We start from the raw sequence: 17,136 nt of genomic DNA, 5'->3' as shown, positions 1-17,136 counted from the left end.
GCCCCTCACCACTTGCGGTTGAGGATCGTCTCGGCCGCGTCGATCAGCGCCTTGAAGTGTTCCGGCAGAACGCGGACGCTGCGCTCGACCTGCTGCAGATGGAAATCCCGCAGGGCCTGGTTGTCCTGCAGCCCCGGCGAGATCACGTTGGTCACGTCCCCGTCGACCAGGTCGAAGATCGTGATGAGCACGTCGGTGGGCGGATCCGGCGTGTTGATCTTCGTCTTGGTGCGCCCGCCGCTCTCCTCGAAAACGATCTCCACCTTTCCCACCGCGGTGACCACCTTGATTTCGGTCATTTCCGCGAAAATGCGGGTGATCGTGCCCTTGATGTCGTGTGAATCGGCCTCGCCGGAGCGCCGGAGCGCCGCATCGTCATTCGCCACAGCGTCGAGCGTCTTTGCTCGATCCGACCGGGTCAATAGCCCGGTCGGATACCGGCCACGCAAATACGTCTAGAGACCTTTCGCGGTCAGGGTCTGGCCGGTGCTGGTGGGGATAGACCGGTTCCGGTGAGGTAGCCGTCGATCAGATGGGTGCGGTGTTGCATGCGTTTAAGGCGGTTCTTCACCGCGATGGCCAGGCTGCTGGCGGTGCGGGCGGGCAGGTTGGCCAGGCTGCGTTTGAGGCCTGACCAGGCTTGCTCGATCGGGTTGAGCTCGGGCGCGTAGGCGGGTAGGCGGTAGACACGTAGCCAGGACCGGGCCGCGATCAGTGCCCGCATCCGGGCGGACCGGTGCGCGGACAGGCCGTCCCAGACAAGCACGATCGGCGCCTGCAACTGCCGGTGGGCGGCGTCGAGCAGCCGGGCGAAGTCACGCTCGCGGAAGCCTTTCGGCTCCCCTTTACGGCCACGGCCGGAGGTTTTGGTGCGGTAGATCAGCCGGGATCGGTGGCCGGGCCGGTAACAGACCAGCCCGGCCACCGAGACCCGGGCGTTGCCGGTCGCGGTGACGTGCGCGATCGGGGTGACACCCCGCGGTGCCCAGGTGGCGGCTTTGTGAGGTTTTAGCGTCTGGCCGCATTCGTCGGCGAAACAGATCCAGGCGGCCCGTCGTGCGGCGACTCTTTTACCGCCGGCCACTGGTAGCGGCGCCAATGCGCGATCGCAGCCTCGTCCCGCTCGATCGCCCGATACGACGGCAGCTGGCTGGTCCAGCCGAGCCGGCGCATCGCTTCCCACGCCGTGCTGACTCCGACCCGGATACCGAACACGGCCGCGATCAACGCCACGATCCGGACCAGAGTCCACCGCTGATCCTCGCCATAGCCGGCCGCGGCGGGCCCTTGTTCCAAGTGTTGCTTCAACCGGGCCAGCTGGGCGTCCGACAGCTTCGGATCCGGCCCTGCCGGCCCCCGCGACGCCAACGCGTCGACACCGCCGGCCGTCCAGGCCCGCCGCCACTGATACGCCGACTTCGTCGACACTTCCAGCAACCCGGCAACCTCGAGGGCCGACCTACCCTGCGCGAACAACACCGCCGCCCGCTGCCGTACCCGCTCTCGCCGTCCCCGTTCCGCCTGGTCAACGCCGCCACCGTCGCCATATCGCATGCGTTTAGCAGACCCGATACCAGCCCGCCGGCACGATCACCCACAAGCGTCACAGTGGATCAGACACAGACCCCCAACCCGAAAGGTCTCTAGAGCCGCAGACTGAGATATCGGCGCAGCGCGAAATGCAGGGCCCAGCTCACCAGCACGCCGGGCAGCAGGGCGACCGTGAAGACCAGCAGATCGGTCAGCTCGCCGGCGCCGGCGCCCAGCACGCCGCCGAGCAGGCAGACGATCGCGAAGGCGCTCCACCGCGCCAGCACGCCCCGGCCGGACCCGGGCGTCCGCGCGGCATCCCAGACGTTGGCCGCTCCCACCGCCGCCCCGCCGAGGGCGACGCCCGCGACCGCGCCCCAGACCTTCCCCGATCCGATGGCCAGAGCGCTCGCGATCACCGCCGGCAGCGCCAGGACCACCCCGCTGAGCAGCGCGTCGAGCCCGCGCACGGTCCCCGCGACCTGCGCCGCGAACTTCTCGACGCTCGCCTCGTGCAGGCTCCACAGGGCGCTGTCCGGCGCCAGAGCGTCGTCCACGTGGCACACCAGGTCGCCGTCGGGCTGGATCACGGTCCGGATGGCGATAACGCCGCTGGCCGGGTCGGTCGTGTCCAGGGTGGCGCCGCCGCGGCGGAACAGCCGGCGCCGGAGCTCCAGGCACGCGGCCGGCAGCGCCCGGAGGTCCCCGGCGGCCGATTGCCCGTGCCAGCGCCGGCTGCTGACCACCGCGGCCAGGAAGCTCCGCACCGTTCCGGCGGTGAAGTGCGCGAACAGTCCGAACAGGACGTTCCAGTACCCGACGGCGGCCCGGACGCTCGCCCGGTGCAACTCGTGCAACGGCAGCTCCCAGGCCGCCCCGCCCGGGCAGACCCGGGTGACGACGTCGCCGTCGAGCTGGATGACGGTCTGCATGACGATGACGCCGACCCCGATCTCCCAGATCTTGCGCACCAGCACGATGTCCTCGGCGGTGTAGGGGCGCCCCCGCGCCAGCACGCCCTCGATCTGCTCGCAGTTCCGGTGGATCCGCCGCAGGATCACCGCCCGCTCGTCCGTGCCCTTCAGACGGCGGTGCGCGGCTTCGGCCCGCACCGCGCGCTCCCGCAGGGCGGCGAAGGTGCCAGCGACGGGAAGGGCCGCGGCCTCCCCGAGATAGCGGTCGTACGCACGGGCTATCTCGGACAGCGCGCGATCGACGTCCAGTTCCTCCACACCCGGCCGGCGGGACTCGGCACGGTAGTTGTCCTTGAGGACGATGTCGACCTCGATGGTGAGCAGATCGTCGAAGAGCCGCCTCATCCGCCCTCCGCGAAGCCGCGCGCCAAACTCGCTGTCTATCACCTGCCCGGGCACATCGACGCGCCACTGTCGGAAAGACGGATCCGGAATGGTAGAAGTGGCGCATGGACGACGACGTTCGGTCATGGCTGCTGGAGGGAGATCCGGCCGTTCGGTGGCGGGTGCGGGACCTGGTGGGCGCCCCGGCGGAGGAGGTCGAGCGGGAACGGGCGCGGGTGGCCACGGAAGGGTGGGGGGCTCGCCTTCTCGCCTTGCAGCGGGACGACGGTGGATGGGGCGAGGGCGACTACTCCCCCAAATGGACTTCCACGACGTACACGATGATGCATTTGATCTGGTTGGGCCTGACGCCGGGGAATGCGGCGGCGGCGCGCGGATGTGACCGGTTGTGGCAATGGCAGGCCGGGTGGCGCGCGCGGGAGACCTGCATCGTGGGGATGCTCATCAAGATCACAAGCATTTTCCGGTACGGCGGTGAGCGGCTCGACGGCCTGGTCGGGCACCTCGTCGGGGAGCAGCTCGACGACGGCGGGTGGAATTGCAAGTCCCGGGGCGACAAGGGGATGCACGGCTCGTTCCACACCAGCATTCAGGCGCTGGAGGCGCTCGACGCGTACGCGAGATCCGGCGGGACGGTGGCGACCGGAACGGCACTCGAGCGGGGACGGCAGTTCTTCCTCAAGCACCGCCTCTAACGGTCGCACCGGACCGGGGCCGTGGCGATTCCGGCCAGCGTGCGGTTCCCGGCGTTTCCGGAATGGCATTTCGACGTGCTGCGGGGCCTCGAGTACTTCGCGGGAAGCGGCGCCGACAAAGACGAGCGGCTCGGCGACGCGGTCGAATTGGTACGGCGGGCGCGGCGCCGGGACGGGCGGTGGTCCACCTATTCGGGATACGCGGGAAAGCAGTTCTTCCCGCTCGAGCCGCCCGGGGCCAGCCGGTGGAACACCGTACGGGCGCTGCGGATCTTGTCGTGGTGGGACGCGCCTTAGAGCTTGCGGGCATTGGGTACTCCTGGAGTCACGGGCTTGAGGGAGGGCCGGATGCGGGCGCTGCGGGTCGTGGCGGTGGTGCTGGTGCTGACACTGGCGGGATGTGGACTGGTGCCGGCGCCGGACGATGGCGGGCGCGCGACGACGAGCCGGGCCCCGAGTTCGACCGACGTGGTGACGAAGTCGCTGCGGGACGTCGAGCGGTACTGGGGCGGCGAGTTCCCGAAGATCGCGGGCGGCCGGAAGTTCCAGCCGGTCCGGGGCGGCTTCCACCCGTACACCGAATCGAAACCGCCGCCGGACTGCGGCGGCCAGTCGGCGGGCTATCAGCCGAACGCGTTCTACTGCCCGGACGGGGACTACATCGCCTGGGACGCGCAGAACCTGATCCCGCAACTGCAGGAGGACTTCGGGCCGCTGCTGGTCGGCGTGGTGATGGCACACGAGTACGGGCACGCCGTCCAGGCCCGGCTCGGCGACACCGACCAGCCGACGGTGGTGCTCGAGCAGCAGGCCGACTGCTTCGCCGGCGCCTGGCTCGCGGACGTGCAGGCGGGGCACTCGGCGGCCTTCAAGAAGCCGGCCGCCGAGCAGCTCGACGACACGGTGGCCGGCATCCTCATGCTGCGCGACCAGCCGGGGACGCCGGCCGTGGCCGACGGGGCGCACGGCAACGCGTTCGACCGGATCCGGGCGTTCCAGGAGGGCATCCAGCAGGGCCCGAAGCGGTGCGCCGGGTACGACGCCGACAACCTGCAGGTCACCGAGGTGCCGTTCAGCTCCCGGGCCGAGGCGGAGAGCGGCGGCGACCTGCCGTACGACGACGCGGTGAACCTGCTCGCCCAGGACGCCGAGCAGTACTGGGAGCGGACGTTCCCGGAGATCGCGGACGATCGGCAGTGGCAGCCGGTGAAGGTGGAGACGTTCGAGGCCGGGAACCCGCCCGACTGCGACAAACCGGACTCATCGGCGGGCGGGGCGGCGTTCTACTGCGCGTCCGGTGACTTCATCGCGTTCGACGGATCCGAGCTCGGTCCCACGCTGTACGACCGGATCGGGGACTTCGCGGTCGGCATGCTGCTCGGCGACCTGTTCGCGCGGGCCGCCCAGGACCGGCGCGGCGCCTCCACGGCCGACAAGGCCGGGCAGCTGACCGTGGACTGCCTCGCCGGGTCGTGGACGAACGACCTGCTCACCCGGGACGAGAGCCCGAACGACCTGCACCTGTCCCCCGGCGACCTGGACGAGGCGGTGGCGGCGCTGCTCGCCTTCGGCCGGGCCGGCAAGGGGGGCGGACCTTCGGCGTTCGACCGCATCTCCGCGTACCGGAAAGGGGTCTTGGAAGGTCTCGGGGTCTGCGTCTGATCAGCCGTGGCCGACGCGTGGCTTCGGGAGGGCGGGCATCGGTTGCGCCCGGGTCGACAGCACGGCGGCGACGACGCCCAGCAGGCAGGTCGCGACCAGCGCGTCGAGCCAGTAGTGGTTGCCGGTCACGACGACGACAAGCAGGGTGATCGCGGGATGGGCGAGCCAGAGCCAGCGCCATTTGCTCCGGGTGGCGCCGATCAGCGCGACCGCGATCGCGAGGGCCCAGCCGACGTGCAGTGACGGCATTGCCGCGTACTGGTTGGTGAGCGTGTCGCTGGTCGGCGAGCCGTAGACCGCGGGGCCGAACAGATGACCGGTGTCGACCATGCCGACGGTGGTGAGCATGCGCGGCGGGGCCAGCGGGAACACCAGGTGCACGACCAGCGAGGCCGCGGTCAGCCAGGCGAGCAGCCGGCGGGTGGGCACGTAGCGCTCGGGGCGGCGGACGTAGAGCCAGATCAGCGCGGCCGCGGTCGCCGGGAAGTGGACGTACGCGTAGTAGCAGTTCGCGGCCTTGATCAGCCATTCGTGGGCGATGACCAGCTGCTGCAGGCCGTACTCGCTCGGCAGCCGCAGCAGGCGCTCGAGATGCCACACGTCCTCGGCGTTGCCGATGGCCTCGCCGACATGCCCGTCGGCGGCAAGACGACCGATTTTGTACGCCAGGAACAGCACCACCACGAGCAGGATCTCGTAGAGGGCCCGCCGCAGGGCGACGCGCCGCGCGATGCGTTCGCCTTGTTCGCCGGAGATCTCCTCCTCGATGAGGCTCATCGCGCTTCTCTCCCCCCGGTTTCCGTCCGTCCACCGCGCCAACCGGTGACCGGCTTGCGATCTTCCCAGACGCTCGCAACCGTGCGGTATGACGTCCTTCACCTGTGGGTTCCACGTCGTTAATCTGTGACCATCCGGGGCACGGCGGTCGCCTGGTCGGGCGGCCTACACTCGCCGGATGCCGGAGATCGTCGAGCTGCTCGCCTCCCCGATTCACCGCTTCGAGGGACGGCCTTCCGACGGTCCGGCGCCGGCTCCGGCCGGTGAGCTGGTTTCATCCGTACGCGTCCGGGCCGGCCTGGGCATCGTCGGGGACCGGTATTTCGCGAAGCCCGCGCACCGGGACGCCAGCATCACGGTGATCGCCCGTACGTCGCTTCCCCCGGGAGTCGGCCTCCTGGCGGTCCGGCGCAACATCCTGCTGGACGGCGTTCCCGTCGACGACCTGGTCGGCCAGGTCCTGACCCTCGACTCCGGCGACGGCCCGGTGCGGCTGATGGTCAACCGGAAGGCGCATCCGTGCGCGTGGATGGACGTCACCGTCGGACCGGGAGCCTGGAAGGCGCTGCGGGGGAAGGGCGGGGTGCGCTGCACGCCCCTCGACGACGGGATCCTGCGGGTGGGACCAGTGGAGGCCACGTTCGGCTAGTGCCGTGACCACAAATGTTGGGCAGGGTGTGCCATTGTTGATCCGCTAGTTGCTCAACGACTAGACCCGCGGCAAACTCGATGGCATGCCCAGACGTCGTGATGTAGATACCGAACCGGTCGTGCACCGCACCGCCCGGATCGGCCTGCGACTGACCCGGGCCCAGCGGCAACGATGTTTCGGGCTGCTGCGCTGCGCCGGTGACGTCTGGGCCTGCCTTCTCGAGATCAATTGGTGGCGGCGGCACCGGGGTGATCCGCCGGTAGCGGGTTATCAGCAGTTGTGCCGGCTACTGGCCGAGTCCGGGCCGGGCATCTTCGGCGAACTCGACAGTGCGGGCGCCCGGTCGGTGTTGCGTCGCTACTCCGATGCCTGGTTCTCCGCCGCTGCCCGCCGCAAAGCCGGCGCGCTCGAAGTCCGATACCCGCGCCGGCGACGAGCGTCGATGCCGATCCGCTGGTACAACGGCACCTTCACCCTCACCGGCCGCGCGCTACGCCTACCGACCGCACGCGGATGCCCTCCGCTGATGGTCCGCCTCGACCGGCACCTGCCCTACCCGCCCGGCACCGTGCGGTCGGTGACGCTGCTGTTCGCCGACGGCCGGCTCTGCATCGATGTCACCGCGGAACTGCCGGTCACGACTTACCCCGCCGAGCGTGCACCCGACCCGCAGCGGGTGGCCGGGGTGGACCTCGGCATCATTCACCCATTCGCGGTCGCCGGGCCCGACGGTGAGGCGCTGCTGGTGTCCGGGCGGGCGATCCGGGCCGAACACCGACTGCACCTGGCCGACACCGAACACCGCCAACGGGCGACCGCCGACCGCGCCCCTTCGCGTGGTCAGCACGGGTCACGACGATGGCGCAAGACCCGCCGCCGAGCCCGCCTCGTCGAGGGAAGACACCGGCGCCGGGTGCGGCAGGCGCTGCACGAGGCGGCCAAGACAGTGATCCACTGGGCCATCCAGCAACGGATCGGCACCCTGACCGTCGGCGACCCACGCGGGGTACTGAATCTGCAAGCAGGGCGGAGACACAACCTGCGGCTGCGGCANTGGCAGATCGGCCGCACCCTGCAAATCCTGCACGACAAAGCCACCCTCGCCGGCATCCAGCTGCACCTCGTCGACGAACGCGCACCTCGTCGACCTGTCCCTACTGCAGGAAACGCATCCCCAAACCCGCCGGCCGGACCATGTCCTGCCCGCATTGCCAGTTCGCCGGGCATCGTGATCTCGCCGCGGCGTTCACCATCGCCACCCGCACCCCGGGCGGCGCAACCACCCCCATCCGCATCCCGGCGGCTGGGCTGGTTACGCACCGTCGAGCCGGACGACACCTCCCCGGAGTCGCCACGGCACGGCGTGACCCCCGCCGCCGACCACCGGCGACCGGCGGGTCCCTTGGCCGGCGGAGGCCCGCCCCTTTCACAGGGGAGTCGCTCGCCCACACCCGTGAGCGAGGATCCACAACACCACCGGACCCAACCCGGTCGACGTTCGTGGACACACCGCACTAGCGTGACCGCGTGGACGTCGTCGAGTTGCTGCCCGAGCTGGTCATGTTTCGGTTTCCGGTGGGGCACGCCTATCTCTGGCGCGATCCGGGCGGGCTCACCCTGATCGACACCGGGCTTCCCGGGTCGGCGGACGCGATCGCCAGCGGGATCGAGCGGCTCGGGCACCGGAAGCGGGAGGTACGGCGGGTTCTGCTCACGCACTTCCACGGGGACCACGCCGGGTCGGCGGCGGAGGTGGCCGGCTGGGGTGAGGTCGAGGTGCAGGCCCATCGGCTGGACGCGCCGATGATCCGCGGCGAGGTCGCGGGGCCGCCGCCGGTTCTCGTCTCGGACTTCGAGCGGGAGCTGTTCGCCCAGGTCGGCGCCGGGACCGACACGTCGGCGCCGGTGCCGCCGGTGCGGGTGGACCACCTGCTCGACGACGGGGCGACCATCGATCTGGGCGGCGGAGTGCGGGCCGTCTGCGTGGGGGCGCCGGGACACACGCCGGGGAGCGTCGTCTTTCACCTGCCCGATCCGGGGGTGCTTCTCGCCGGCGACACGATCGCGCGCGGTCCGGGCGGCCGGGTCATGCTCGGTGTCTTCAACGCCGACCCGCCGACCGCGGCCGCGACGGCCCGGCGGCTCGCGGCGCTCTCGCCGTCGATCGTCTGCTTCGGCCACGGCGAGCCGCTGACCGAGGGGGCAGCCGCGGCCCTGGACGCCGTCGCGAACGAACTACCGGACTGACGCGGGCACCGGGAGGCGGGGAGCCAGGGCCAGGGCGGCGAGGGTGAAGGCGATCGACCACCAGAAGGCGATGTCGAAGGCGTCGGCCGGGGCGTGGGTGGCGATCGCGCGGGAGAGGATCACGGCGATCACCGCGGTGCCGAACGAGCCGCCGATCTGCTGGGCCACCCGGGTGATGATGCTGGCGTGGGGAACCTCCGGTTTCGCCAGGCCCACGTAGGCCGAGGCCATCACGGGAATGGTCACGGCGCCCAGGCCCACGCCCCGGAGTATCAGCGTCGCCACCAGCCACCACTCGGTGGTGTGGGCGGTGGCCAGGGCGAACGGGACGGTGGCCACCGCCACCACGACCAGGCCGGCGAAGGTCACCCAGCGGGCGCCGATGCGGTCGGTCAGCGTGCCGGCCACGCTGCGGCTGGCCAGGACTCCCAGGCCCTGGACGCCGATCAGGAGGCCGGCGACGAAGGCCGACGTGCCGCGTACCTGCTGGAAGTAGAGCGGGACCAGCAGCATGCCGCCGTAGAGGGTGAAGCCGGAGAGGAACAGCAGCGCGCTGGCCGCCGAGAACGAGCCGGCCCGGAACAGCCGGACGTCGACCAGGGCGCGGTCGCCTCGCCTCCAGGACCGGGCCGCGAAGACGGCCAGCAGGACGGCGCTCGCCAGCAGGGGGACGATCACCGAGGGGTACAGGAAGCCGTCGTCCACGCCGACCCGGGACAGGGCGAAGACCGCGGCCGCGATGCCCGGCGTGATCAGGAGCAGGCCGGGGACGTCCAGGCGGGCGCGGCCCGAGCCGGGCAGCGGGGGCATGAGACGCCAGGCCAGGATCAGGCCGGCCACGCAGAACGGGACGTTGACCCAGAAGATCCAGCGCCAGGAGAGATGCTCGACGATCAGGCCGCCGATGAACGGGCCGAGGACCGGGCCCAGCACGATCGGCATCGAGATCAGGGCGACGGCGCTGCCGAGCATCTCGCCGCCGGCCGCTTGGACCAGCAGCGTCGTCATCACCGGGAGCATCAGGCCGCCGCCGACGCCCTGGAACACGCGCCAGGCGATCAGGGCGGTGGCGCTGGGCGCCAGCGAGGCGCCGATCGAGCCGGCCAGGAAGATGACCAGGGCGATCATCCAGATGCGCTTGCCGCCCCAGCGGTCGATCAGCCAGCCGGTGACCGGCACCGACACGCCCAGGGCGAGCAGGTAACCCGTGGTCACCCACTGGACGGTCGCCACGCCGACCTGCAGCTCACGGCCGAGCGTGTCGAGGGCTACGTTGACGATCGTGGTGTCGAAGACGACCGCGAGGACGCCGGTGAGCATGACCACGGCCAGGCGGATCAGGGCCGGATCGAGGCGTTGCTTGGTGGCGGTCATGAAGTTCCCCCGTCAATAAGATACGCTGACGTATCTAGAACTACTCCGGCGGGGACCGGGTGTCAATAAGATGCGAGGGTGTATCTAATGGCGGGCGAGACGCGGCGGCGCGGGGCGGATCTCGAGGAGGCCCTGCTCGAGGCGGCGTGGCAGGAGCTCGTCGCCGTGGGGTACGCGCGGTTCACCTTCGAGGGGGTCGCGGCGCGGGCCGGGACCAGCCGGCCGGTGATCTATCGGCGCTGGCCGCAGCGGTCCGACCTGGCGGTCGCGGCCGTGCGGCACTTCAGCCGCAGCGACCTGTTCGAGTGGCCGGACACCGGGTCGTTCCGGGACGACCTGGTGGCGCTGCTGCGCGAGGTGTCGGCGCGGCGGCTCTCGCTGGTGGCGCTGTTCAGCGTGCAGATGGGCGGGTTCTTCGAGGAGACCGGGACGACGCCGGGCGAGCTGCGCGACCAGTTCCTGGCCGAGCGGAAACGGCCGTTCGGGTTCGACGTGATCGTCCAGCGCGCCATCGAGCGCGGGGAGATCGACCCCGAGCGGCTGACCCCGCGCATCGCGGCGCTGCCCGGCGATCTCCTGCGGCACGAGCTGCTGATGACCATGAAGCCGGTGTCCGAGGAGGCCATCGCGGAGATCGTCGACGACATCTTCCTGCCGCTGGTCACGAAATCGCGTTGATCAAGGTGGTCAGGCGGGCGGCCACGGCGTCGAGGCCCTCGTGCGGCGGGCCGCCCGGCTCGGTCATGTATCCGTCGCGGCGAATCTCGATCATCAGGGCCGAGACGCGCGGCTCGCGCCCGTAGAACTCCAGCGGCACGTAGCAGCCCGCGAACGGCGTGTTCAGCGCATTCTCGGGGAACGCCGCTTTCGCGGCATCGAGAAGCCAGCCGGGTGTGTGGTTGCGGTCCGTGCCCAGGCAGATCGGCGGGCGGGCGCTTTCGCGATGGATTTCGTACGGGAGAAGCACCGTCGCGTAGGAGTGGACATCGACGACGATCGCACGGCCGGTTCCGGCCAACCGGGCGGCGACCAGTTCCGCCGCGAATTCGGAATAAGGCGTGAAATGCGTTTGTAGAAGGGCCTGGTCGCGTACGGAATCGTCGTCACGAAGCTTTCGTCCCGCGAAGCCCGCCGTGTAAACGGCGCCCATGCCCACCGCCCGCATTTCCTCGCGGTCGTCGGGAAAGCGCTCGGGATCGACGACCAGGCGGGACCAGAGGTTCTCGAAGATCCACGGCGTGGTCGTCGCGGCCGCCGCCGCGCGATGGGCGATCAGATCGGTGTGCGCATCGGTCAGATGGTCCAACTCCTCGGCGAGCTGCGCGTCGTCGGCCATCAGGCCTGCCCGCGCCCGCGGGGTGATCGCCCGCGAGGCGTGCGGGACATGCAGGATCACGGGCGATTCCGGGGCGCCGGGCGTGACTCTGAAGATCATCATCCGGCAGCCTACGCCCTTCCCACCCTCGGGTGAGCCAGGCCTTTAGCCCGCCAGGGATGAGGTTGCGATCTTCGATCGGAGCTGATGATTCGAGCCTGAGGTCTCTCTGTCCGGAAAGGAGCCGGCGTGAGCGCGATGGATGTACCCGCGGGACGCGCGCCCGCAGCAGCGGCATCGTCAGCCGCCGCGAAGCCGAAAGCCGTTCACTACATTTCCTGGATCGCGCTCGCGATGATGACCACCAGCTCGGTGGCGAGTCTCCGTGCCGCGCCGACGATGGCGGTGTACGGACTGGCCTGCATCTTCCTGTACATCGTCCCGGCGATCGTCTTCCTGCTGCCGACCTCGCTGGTCTCGGCGGAACTGGCGTCGGGCTGGACCGGTGGCGTCTACAACTGGGTGAGCCAGGGACTGTCGAAGCCGATGGGCTTCCTCGCGGTCTGGTGCCAGTTCGCGATGACCATCTTCTACTACCCGAGCCTGCTCGGGTTCGTGGCCAGCACGCTCGCGTACGTGATCAATCCGGACCTGGCGTCGAGCGGCCTGTGGACCGCGCTCGTGATCATGGTCTGCTACTGGAGCGGGGTCTGGGTGTCGTCGCGCGGCACCGGATCGGTGGCCGGGCTCGCCAGCGGCGGCCTGATCATCGGCACGCTGATCCCGGGCGTGGTGCTCGTGACACTCGGCGCGGTCTTCCTCGGCCAGGGCAACGAGTCCGCGGCGCCGATGGACGCCAGTCACCTGCTGCCGGCCTGGGCGGGCCTGTCCAGCCTCGTGCTGATCGTGAACAACTTCCTGTCGTACTCGGGCATGGAGATGAACGCGGTGCACGTCAGCTCGCTGAAGAACCCGGGCAAGGAGTTCCCGAAGTCGATGTTCCTGGCCATGGGCCTGGTGCTGGTCATCTTCATCCTGCCGGCACTGGCGATCAGCTGGGTGGTCCCGGCCGACCAGCTGTCGCTGACCGCGGGCGTCATGCAGGCGTTCGACGCGATGTTCGCGCAGTTCAACTCGTCATGGCTGACCCCGATCGTCGGCATCATGCTGGTGACGGCGTCGCTGGGCGGCATGCTCACCTGGCTGGCCGGCCCGTCCAAGGGCCTGCTGCTGATCTCACGCAAGGAGGGCTACCTGCCGCCGTTCCTGCAGAAGCTCAACAAGCACGGCGTGCAGCAGAACATCCTGGTCACCCAGGGCCTGGTCACGACGGTCATCGCGCTGGGCTACGCGTTCATCCCGGACGTCTCGAGCGTGTACTGGATCTTCTCGGTGATCACGACGCAGGTGTACCTGATCGTCTACCTGCTGATGTTCGTGGCCGCGGTGCGGTTGCGGCGTAGCCAGCCGGACCACCCGCGCGGCTACAAGGCCCCGATGCTCGTCGGGCTGTGCGGCGTCGGCTTCGCGGCCTCGCTGGCCGCCCTGCTGATCGGCTTCATCCCGCCGTCGCAGTTCGGCTCCGGCAGCACCGGCCTGTACGTCGGGATCGTGGCCGGCGGCGCGCTCGGCCTCGGCCTGCTCGTGCCGTTCCTGTTCTACCGGTTCCGCAAGCCGTCCTGGAAGACGGCGGACGCCGAGAACGTCGAGGCGGAGGTGGCGCAGTCATGATGGACGTTCACCGCGAGCGGCGGGTCACCTGGATCGTCCTCGGGATCTTCTTCCTCGGGATGATGATCGTCGCCGTGTCGATCTTCAACTCGAACAAGAAGAACCAGGAGGCGGTCGACAAGGCCAATCAGCTCAGCGCCGAGCTGGCCTCGGCCGGCCTGCCGGTGCCGGAGCTTCAGCAGATCTACAACGTGCTCGGCGACGACGGCGGCGCGGTCTGCGTGGCGCCGGCCAACGCGCTGGTCAAGAGCATCCTCTACGGCCAGCTCACCAACGGCGCGGCCGGGCCGGGGCAGCGTCCGATCATCGCCGACAACAAGGCGGTCGAGGGCGTGCTCCTGATCGTCAAGGTGTACTGCCCGGACAAGGCCGCGGACTTCCAGGAGGTCGTGGACAACCTGAAGACGGCCGACGTCGCGTCCTGAGTGCTCATCGGAAAGGGGGGCCGTCCGGCCCCCCTTTCGCTATCGGTACTTCGACCAGCGCGGACCCACGTCGACCCACTCGGCCTGCCAGGATCGCAGGCGCCGGCGGTCGAGCAGACGGCGGCAGAGCAGCCAGACCGCGCCGAGCGCCGTGGCCACCAGGCCGAGCGTGACCGCGACGACGCCGGCCGCCTGCGAGGCCGGGTCGCGGCGGGGCGGCGCCGCGGCGACCGCGCCCTTCTCGTCGACCCAGATCGGCACCCAGGTCCCGATTCCGCCGGTCTCCCCGGTCGCCACCGGGCCGGTGCGGGCGGTGCCGTCCGGGGCCTTCCAGCGGCCGCGAGCGGTGCCCTGCGGCGCCGACGGCTTGTCCAGCAGAACCGCCCACACCTCGAAGCGGTGCGCCCGGTCCCAGGCCGCGGCGCGCGCCTGGTCCCGGTACGCGGCCCGGCCGGTGTAACCGGCCAGCGCCCCGCCGATCAGCACCAGCAGGACCAGCAGCACGGCGTTCAGCCAGGCCTCGAGGCGATCGGTTCCGCGGCGCAGGGAGTTGCGCTCCCACCCCAGTCGCCGCAGCAACGAGCGCGTGCCCATCGCGGTCAGCAGGTGCTCTGCATCGCGTCGGCGAGGTCGCGGACGCTCTGCTGCAGTGTGGTGAGCGCCGAGCGGATGGCGCCGATGTTGGTGTCGCTCGGCGTGGCCTGCGCCGCCTGCACGCTGGCCTTGAGGATGTCGAGGTTGCCGCTGATCTCGTTTGCCTGGTCGGACCATTGGCCCTTCGCGTCGGCGACGAGCTGCTGCACGCCGGCGCGCAGCTGGTTGAGGTTCGTGCGCAGCTGGGAGAGGCCGTTCTCGGCCACGTTGGTGTCGCGGACGTGCTGGGCCGAGTTCTGCACCGCCGTGAGGCTGTCGCAGACGGCCGGCGTGTCCTGGCTGCACCCGGCCACCGGAAGGAGGCCGAGCACCGCCGCCGCGATGATCGCTGTGATTCGTCGCATGTCCCGAGGATCGTCGGCCCCGGCGCCGGACACGTCACCCCGCCCGGATGAGGTGATCGCGGCACCACCGGCGGGACGCTGGCCTGGCCCGCCGTGGCCGGCGGGCCGAGGAAGGGAGCGCATCGCATGGCCATCGGACCGGTCCAGCTCATCGTGCTGGGCTTCACGCACCCCGACTTCCACGGCGAGGTCATCGCCGAACTGGAGCGGCTCCGCGCGAGCGACGCGATCCGGGTGATCGACGCGCTCGCCGTCTACAAGGACGCCAAGGGCGAGATCGAGGTCGAGCACCTGTCCAACCTGACCACCGACGAGGCAGTCGAGCTCGGCAGCAAGGTGGGCGCCCTGGTCGGCCTCGGCATCGAGGGCGAGGAGGGCCTCGAGGCGGGCGCCGCGCTCGGCGCCGCGGCCGCCGAGGACGGCATCGAGGTCTTCGACGAGGAACAAGCCTGGGACGTCGTCGAGGAGATCCCCAACGACAGCGCCGCCGCGCTGCTGCTGATCGAGCATCACTGGGCGGTGCCGCTGCGCGACGCGATCGCGCGGGCCGGCGGGTTCCGCCTGGCCGACGCGTTCATCAGCCCGCTCGACCTGGTCGGTATCGGCCTGGTGACCGCGGCCGAGGCGGCCGAGCTCGACCGGATCGAGCGGTCGGCGGCGGCCTCGTCATGACCACCTTCGTCGTCGTGCAGGTCACCCGCGTGCGCGACATGCTGGTCGGCGCCGCCTTCCAGGCCGGTGACGCGGCCGAGCTGCTGGCCGCGAGCGTGCGCTACACGGCGAGCCGGCCGTTCAACGGCAGCTCGGCCACCGTGCAGCGCCGCCTCGGCGAGATGGCCGGCCGCGGCGCGGCCGAGCGGGAGAAGGCGCAACTGCGGGCGGCGGCGGCTCTCGATGCCGCCGTCACCGCGATCGCCACGTCGGCGCTGGTGAACAAGATGGTCGACGCCCAGCTCGACCGGGTGCTGCGGCCGCTGGTCCGGGACATCCTCGACGATGTGCTGGAGCTGCTGGAGAAGGAGCCCGACCGGGTCCAGTCGCTGGTTCGCGGCCAGCGGGACACCATGGTGGACGAACTGGTCGGCCGCATTCGCAGCGGCGCCGCGGCCGGCGACACCGCGGTCGACCGGGTCACCGCCAAGGTGCTGCGCCGGGAGGCCTGAGACCAAGTCCTTCGAAGATCGAATCACCCCCTGCGGATGAGGCACCGCCGCTCGCCGCGGTCGCACGCTGGCCGGACGTGACGCAGCAAGCGATGGGGGACGCGATGCTCACGATGGGGGTCGAGGAGGAGTTCCTGCTGCTGGGGCCGGACGGGGCCGTCGTGCCCTCGGCGCCCTTCGTCGCCCGCCTGGCCAAGGCGGGCGACCAGATCAAACCCGAGTTCCTGTCCTACCAACTGGAGACCACCACCGCGGTCTGCACGCGGCTCGACCAGCTGCGCAGGGAGCTGGTGCAGCTGCGGCTGCGGGCCGCGGACGCCGCGCGGCGGGCCGGGGCCAGCCTCGTCTCGGTCGGCGCGCCGCCGTTCGCGTCCGGACCGCTGGGCGCGGTGACCGACGATACCCGCTACCGCGATCTGGCCGGGCAGTTCCCGGGCGCGGTCGTGGCCGGCAGCTCCTGCGCCTGTCAGGTGCACATCGGCGTGCCGGACCGGGACCTGGCCGTCGAGGTGCTCGCCCGGATCCGGCCGTGGCTGCCCGCCCTGCTGGCGCTCACCGTCAACTCGCCGTTCGCCGGCGACCGGGACACCGGCTGGGCCAGCTACCGCTACCACCTGCAGCAACGCTGGCCGACGTTCCGGCCGCCCGGGGCGTGGGCCGGCGCCGAGCGGTACGACCGGGTCGTGCGCTCCCTGGTCGGCGCCGGCGCGGCACTGGACGTGGGCGGAATCTACTTCCTGGCGCGGCTCTCGGCCCGATACCCGACCGTCGAGGTGCGGGTGGCCGACGCCTGCCTGAGCGTCGAGGACACCGTGTTCTTCGCCGCGGTCGTGCGGGCCCTGGTCGCGACCCTGATCGAGGACGCGCGGCACAACATCACCACGCTGCCGATCCCGACCGGCGTGGTCGACGCGCACCTCATGACGGCCGCGCACGGTCAGGTGCGGGTCCGGCGCGGCCGCACGCCCGACGGCGGCTCCCCGGCCGCCGGAGCTGTGGCGCGGCTGATGACCAAGGTGTCGCCGGCGCTGACGGCCTGGGGCGACGCCGAGGAGGTCTTCGCGAGTCTCGACCGGCTGCGGCACGAGGGCACCGGCGCTGATCGGCAGCGTCGGGCCTGGATACGGGCCGGATCACCGGAGGCGTTCGTCGATTTCCTGGCGAACGCGACGGCTCCCGTCGCGACTGCACACAAATAGAAACATGTCAACGCAACCACCCGTGGTCGCCTTCGCGTAGTGAGAGGGT

General features: G+C 70.7%; 21 protein-coding genes and 1 pseudogene. 13 read left to right on the top strand and 9 right to left on the bottom strand.

Going from position 1 to position 17,136, the window contains the following annotated elements; genetic code table 11:
- Positions 1–5: 5 nt before the first annotated feature.
- The 4 genes from A3CQ_RS0137535 to A3CQ_RS0137520 all read right to left on the bottom strand — a co-directional run bounded on the left by A3CQ_RS0137535 (position 6) and on the right by A3CQ_RS0137520 (position 2,849).
- Positions 6–386 (bottom strand): hypothetical protein, encoded by a 381-nt coding sequence (locus A3CQ_RS0137535; RefSeq protein ID WP_020516113.1) that lies wholly within the window; start codon positions 384–386, stop codon positions 6–8.
- An 86-nt stretch (positions 387–472) separates the two neighbouring features.
- Positions 473–1,084, bottom strand: coding sequence for a transposase (locus A3CQ_RS0137530; RefSeq protein ID WP_084699401.1), 612 nt, complete (start codon positions 1,082–1,084; stop codon positions 473–475).
- Positions 1,009–1,554, bottom strand: a complete 546-nt coding sequence (locus tag A3CQ_RS0137525) for a winged helix-turn-helix domain-containing protein (protein ID WP_026206648.1) — start codon at positions 1,552–1,554, stop codon at positions 1,009–1,011. The genes A3CQ_RS0137530 and A3CQ_RS0137525 overlap by 76 nt, the downstream gene beginning before the upstream one ends.
- Before the next feature lie 89 nt (positions 1,555–1,643).
- Complete coding sequence (locus tag A3CQ_RS0137520; RefSeq protein WP_020516110.1) at positions 1,644–2,849, bottom strand: DUF8581 family protein; 1,206 nt, start codon at positions 2,847–2,849, stop codon at positions 1,644–1,646.
- A 104-nt stretch (positions 2,850–2,953) separates the two neighbouring features.
- On the opposite strand from A3CQ_RS0137520, the gene A3CQ_RS55450 reads away from it, so the two are divergent.
- The 3 genes from A3CQ_RS55450 to A3CQ_RS0137510 are packed head-to-tail and all read left to right on the top strand — an operon-like array spanning position 2,954 to position 5,206.
- Positions 2,954–3,544: a hypothetical protein gene (locus A3CQ_RS55450; protein WP_020516109.1), complete on the top strand. Its 591-nt coding sequence runs from the start codon at positions 2,954–2,956 to the stop codon at positions 3,542–3,544.
- 21 nt (positions 3,545–3,565) lie between these two features.
- Positions 3,566–3,841, top strand: coding sequence for a hypothetical protein (locus A3CQ_RS59700; protein ID WP_020516108.1), 276 nt, complete (start codon positions 3,566–3,568; stop codon positions 3,839–3,841).
- Between the two features lie 51 nt (positions 3,842–3,892).
- Positions 3,893–5,206 (top strand): neutral zinc metallopeptidase, encoded by a 1,314-nt coding sequence (locus A3CQ_RS0137510; RefSeq protein WP_020516107.1) that lies wholly within the window; start codon positions 3,893–3,895, stop codon positions 5,204–5,206.
- Here the strand turns inward: A3CQ_RS0137510 and A3CQ_RS0137505 are convergent, their stop codons facing one another.
- Positions 5,207–5,983: a phosphatase PAP2 family protein gene (locus tag A3CQ_RS0137505; protein WP_020516106.1), complete on the bottom strand. Its 777-nt coding sequence runs from the start codon at positions 5,981–5,983 to the stop codon at positions 5,207–5,209. It abuts the gene before it with no gap.
- Positions 5,984–6,161: 178 nt separating this feature from the next.
- Between A3CQ_RS0137505 and A3CQ_RS0137500 the strand changes: the two genes are divergently transcribed.
- From A3CQ_RS0137500 to A3CQ_RS0137485, 4 genes and pseudogenes are all read left to right on the top strand, one after another.
- Positions 6,162–6,632, top strand: coding sequence for a hypothetical protein (locus A3CQ_RS0137500; RefSeq protein ID WP_020516105.1), 471 nt, complete (start codon positions 6,162–6,164; stop codon positions 6,630–6,632).
- 85 nt (positions 6,633–6,717) lie between these two features.
- A pseudogene (locus tag A3CQ_RS64125) lies at positions 6,718–7,629 on the top strand (transposase); the annotation flags it as partial.
- The gene (locus tag A3CQ_RS64120) at positions 7,590–8,153 is read left to right on the top strand and encodes a zinc ribbon domain-containing protein (protein WP_369076496.1); all 564 of its coding nucleotides are present in this window, start codon (positions 7,590–7,592) and stop codon (positions 8,151–8,153) included. The pseudogene A3CQ_RS64125 and the gene A3CQ_RS64120, both read left to right, overlap by 40 nt.
- Positions 8,154–8,162: 9 nt before the next feature.
- Positions 8,163–8,882 carry an MBL fold metallo-hydrolase gene (locus A3CQ_RS0137485; protein ID WP_020516102.1) on the top strand — a complete coding sequence of 240 codons (720 nt, stop codon included), beginning with the start codon at positions 8,163–8,165 and terminating at the stop codon, positions 8,880–8,882.
- Here the strand turns inward: A3CQ_RS0137485 and A3CQ_RS0137480 are convergent.
- Positions 8,871–10,256 (bottom strand): MDR family MFS transporter, encoded by a 1,386-nt coding sequence (locus A3CQ_RS0137480; protein ID WP_020516101.1) that lies wholly within the window; start codon positions 10,254–10,256, stop codon positions 8,871–8,873. The genes A3CQ_RS0137485 and A3CQ_RS0137480 overlap by 12 nt on opposite strands.
- 87 nt (positions 10,257–10,343) lie before the next feature.
- Between A3CQ_RS0137480 and A3CQ_RS0137475 the strand changes: the two genes are divergently transcribed.
- On the top strand, positions 10,344–10,934 hold the full coding sequence (locus tag A3CQ_RS0137475) for a TetR/AcrR family transcriptional regulator (protein ID WP_020516100.1): 591 nt from the start codon (positions 10,344–10,346) through the stop codon (positions 10,932–10,934).
- Here A3CQ_RS0137475 and A3CQ_RS0137470 read toward each other — a convergent pair.
- Complete coding sequence (locus A3CQ_RS0137470; RefSeq protein WP_020516099.1) at positions 10,918–11,694, bottom strand: N-formylglutamate amidohydrolase; 777 nt, start codon at positions 11,692–11,694, stop codon at positions 10,918–10,920. The two genes, A3CQ_RS0137475 and A3CQ_RS0137470, sit on opposite strands and share 17 nt — an antisense overlap.
- 135 nt (positions 11,695–11,829) lie before the next feature.
- Between A3CQ_RS0137470 and gadC the strand changes: the two genes are divergently transcribed.
- Both gadC and A3CQ_RS0137455 read left to right on the top strand, forming a co-directional pair.
- Positions 11,830–13,302 carry a glutamate/gamma-aminobutyrate antiporter GadC gene (gene gadC, locus A3CQ_RS0137460; protein WP_040433769.1) on the top strand — a complete coding sequence of 491 codons (1,473 nt, stop codon included), beginning with the start codon at positions 11,830–11,832 and terminating at the stop codon, positions 13,300–13,302.
- Positions 13,299–13,727, top strand: a complete 429-nt coding sequence (locus A3CQ_RS0137455; protein WP_245577519.1) for an EH domain-containing protein — start codon at positions 13,299–13,301, stop codon at positions 13,725–13,727. The genes gadC and A3CQ_RS0137455 overlap by 4 nt, the downstream gene beginning before the upstream one ends.
- 39 nt (positions 13,728–13,766) lie before the next feature.
- Here the strand turns inward: A3CQ_RS0137455 and A3CQ_RS55445 are convergent, their stop codons facing one another.
- Positions 13,767–14,321, bottom strand: coding sequence for an Rv1733c family protein (locus A3CQ_RS55445; RefSeq protein WP_020516095.1), 555 nt, complete (start codon positions 14,319–14,321; stop codon positions 13,767–13,769).
- A 5-nt stretch (positions 14,322–14,326) separates the two neighbouring features.
- Entirely contained in the window at positions 14,327–14,725 is a 399-nt protein-coding gene (locus A3CQ_RS0137445; RefSeq protein WP_026206647.1) for a hypothetical protein, read from the bottom strand.
- A 126-nt stretch (positions 14,726–14,851) separates the two neighbouring features.
- Between A3CQ_RS0137445 and A3CQ_RS0137440 the strand changes: the two genes are divergently transcribed.
- From A3CQ_RS0137440 to A3CQ_RS0137430, 3 genes are all read left to right on the top strand, one after another.
- The gene (locus A3CQ_RS0137440; RefSeq protein ID WP_020516093.1) at positions 14,852–15,397 is read left to right on the top strand and encodes a hypothetical protein; all 546 of its coding nucleotides are present in this window, start codon (positions 14,852–14,854) and stop codon (positions 15,395–15,397) included.
- Positions 15,394–15,888 carry a hypothetical protein gene (locus A3CQ_RS0137435; protein WP_020516092.1) on the top strand — a complete coding sequence of 165 codons (495 nt, stop codon included), beginning with the start codon at positions 15,394–15,396 and terminating at the stop codon, positions 15,886–15,888. Before A3CQ_RS0137440 ends, A3CQ_RS0137435 begins: the two co-directional genes overlap by 4 nt.
- A 77-nt stretch (positions 15,889–15,965) precedes the next feature.
- The gene (locus A3CQ_RS0137430) at positions 15,966–17,087 is read left to right on the top strand and encodes a carboxylate-amine ligase (protein WP_245577517.1); all 1,122 of its coding nucleotides are present in this window, start codon (positions 15,966–15,968) and stop codon (positions 17,085–17,087) included.
- Positions 17,088–17,136 lie beyond the last annotated feature (49 nt).

The sequence above is a fragment of the Paractinoplanes globisporus DSM 43857 genome, assembly GCF_000379645.1.
GTDB classification, from domain to species: Bacteria; Actinomycetota; Actinomycetes; order Mycobacteriales; family Micromonosporaceae; genus Actinoplanes; species Actinoplanes globisporus.
The sequence above is the reverse complement of the archived record's forward strand: the minus strand, read 5'-3'. Positions and strand labels throughout refer to the sequence as shown.

What these genes read in the sequence shown, in the direction of transcription:
- A3CQ_RS0137525 (WP_026206648.1), bottom strand. Translation starts at nt 1,554, where the DNA reads ATGCGATATGGCGACGGTGGCGGCGTTGACCAGGCGGAACGGGGACGG.
- A3CQ_RS0137520 (WP_020516110.1), bottom strand. Translation starts at nt 2,849, where the DNA reads ATGAGGCGGCTCTTCGACGATCTGCTCACCATCGAGGTCGACATCGTC.
- A3CQ_RS55450 (WP_020516109.1), top strand. Translation starts at nt 2,954, where the DNA reads ATGGACGACGACGTTCGGTCATGGCTGCTGGAGGGAGATCCGGCCGTT.
- A3CQ_RS0137510 (WP_020516107.1), top strand. Translation starts at nt 3,893, where the DNA reads ATGCGGGCGCTGCGGGTCGTGGCGGTGGTGCTGGTGCTGACACTGGCG.
- A3CQ_RS0137505 (WP_020516106.1), bottom strand. Translation starts at nt 5,983, where the DNA reads ATGAGCCTCATCGAGGAGGAGATCTCCGGCGAACAAGGCGAACGCATC.
- A3CQ_RS0137500 (WP_020516105.1), top strand. Translation starts at nt 6,162, where the DNA reads ATGCCGGAGATCGTCGAGCTGCTCGCCTCCCCGATTCACCGCTTCGAG.
- A3CQ_RS0137480 (WP_020516101.1), bottom strand. Translation starts at nt 10,256, where the DNA reads ATGACCGCCACCAAGCAACGCCTCGATCCGGCCCTGATCCGCCTGGCC.
- A3CQ_RS0137475 (WP_020516100.1), top strand. Translation starts at nt 10,344, where the DNA reads ATGGCGGGCGAGACGCGGCGGCGCGGGGCGGATCTCGAGGAGGCCCTG.
- A3CQ_RS0137470 (WP_020516099.1), bottom strand. Translation starts at nt 11,694, where the DNA reads ATGATGATCTTCAGAGTCACGCCCGGCGCCCCGGAATCGCCCGTGATC.
- gadC (WP_040433769.1), top strand. Translation starts at nt 11,830, where the DNA reads ATGGATGTACCCGCGGGACGCGCGCCCGCAGCAGCGGCATCGTCAGCC.
- A3CQ_RS0137455 (WP_245577519.1), top strand. Translation starts at nt 13,299, where the DNA reads ATGATGGACGTTCACCGCGAGCGGCGGGTCACCTGGATCGTCCTCGGG.
- A3CQ_RS55445 (WP_020516095.1), bottom strand. Translation starts at nt 14,321, where the DNA reads ATGGGCACGCGCTCGTTGCTGCGGCGACTGGGGTGGGAGCGCAACTCC.
- A3CQ_RS0137445 (WP_026206647.1), bottom strand. Translation starts at nt 14,725, where the DNA reads ATGCGACGAATCACAGCGATCATCGCGGCGGCGGTGCTCGGCCTCCTT.
- A3CQ_RS0137440 (WP_020516093.1), top strand. Translation starts at nt 14,852, where the DNA reads ATGGCCATCGGACCGGTCCAGCTCATCGTGCTGGGCTTCACGCACCCC.
- A3CQ_RS0137435 (WP_020516092.1), top strand. Translation starts at nt 15,394, where the DNA reads ATGACCACCTTCGTCGTCGTGCAGGTCACCCGCGTGCGCGACATGCTG.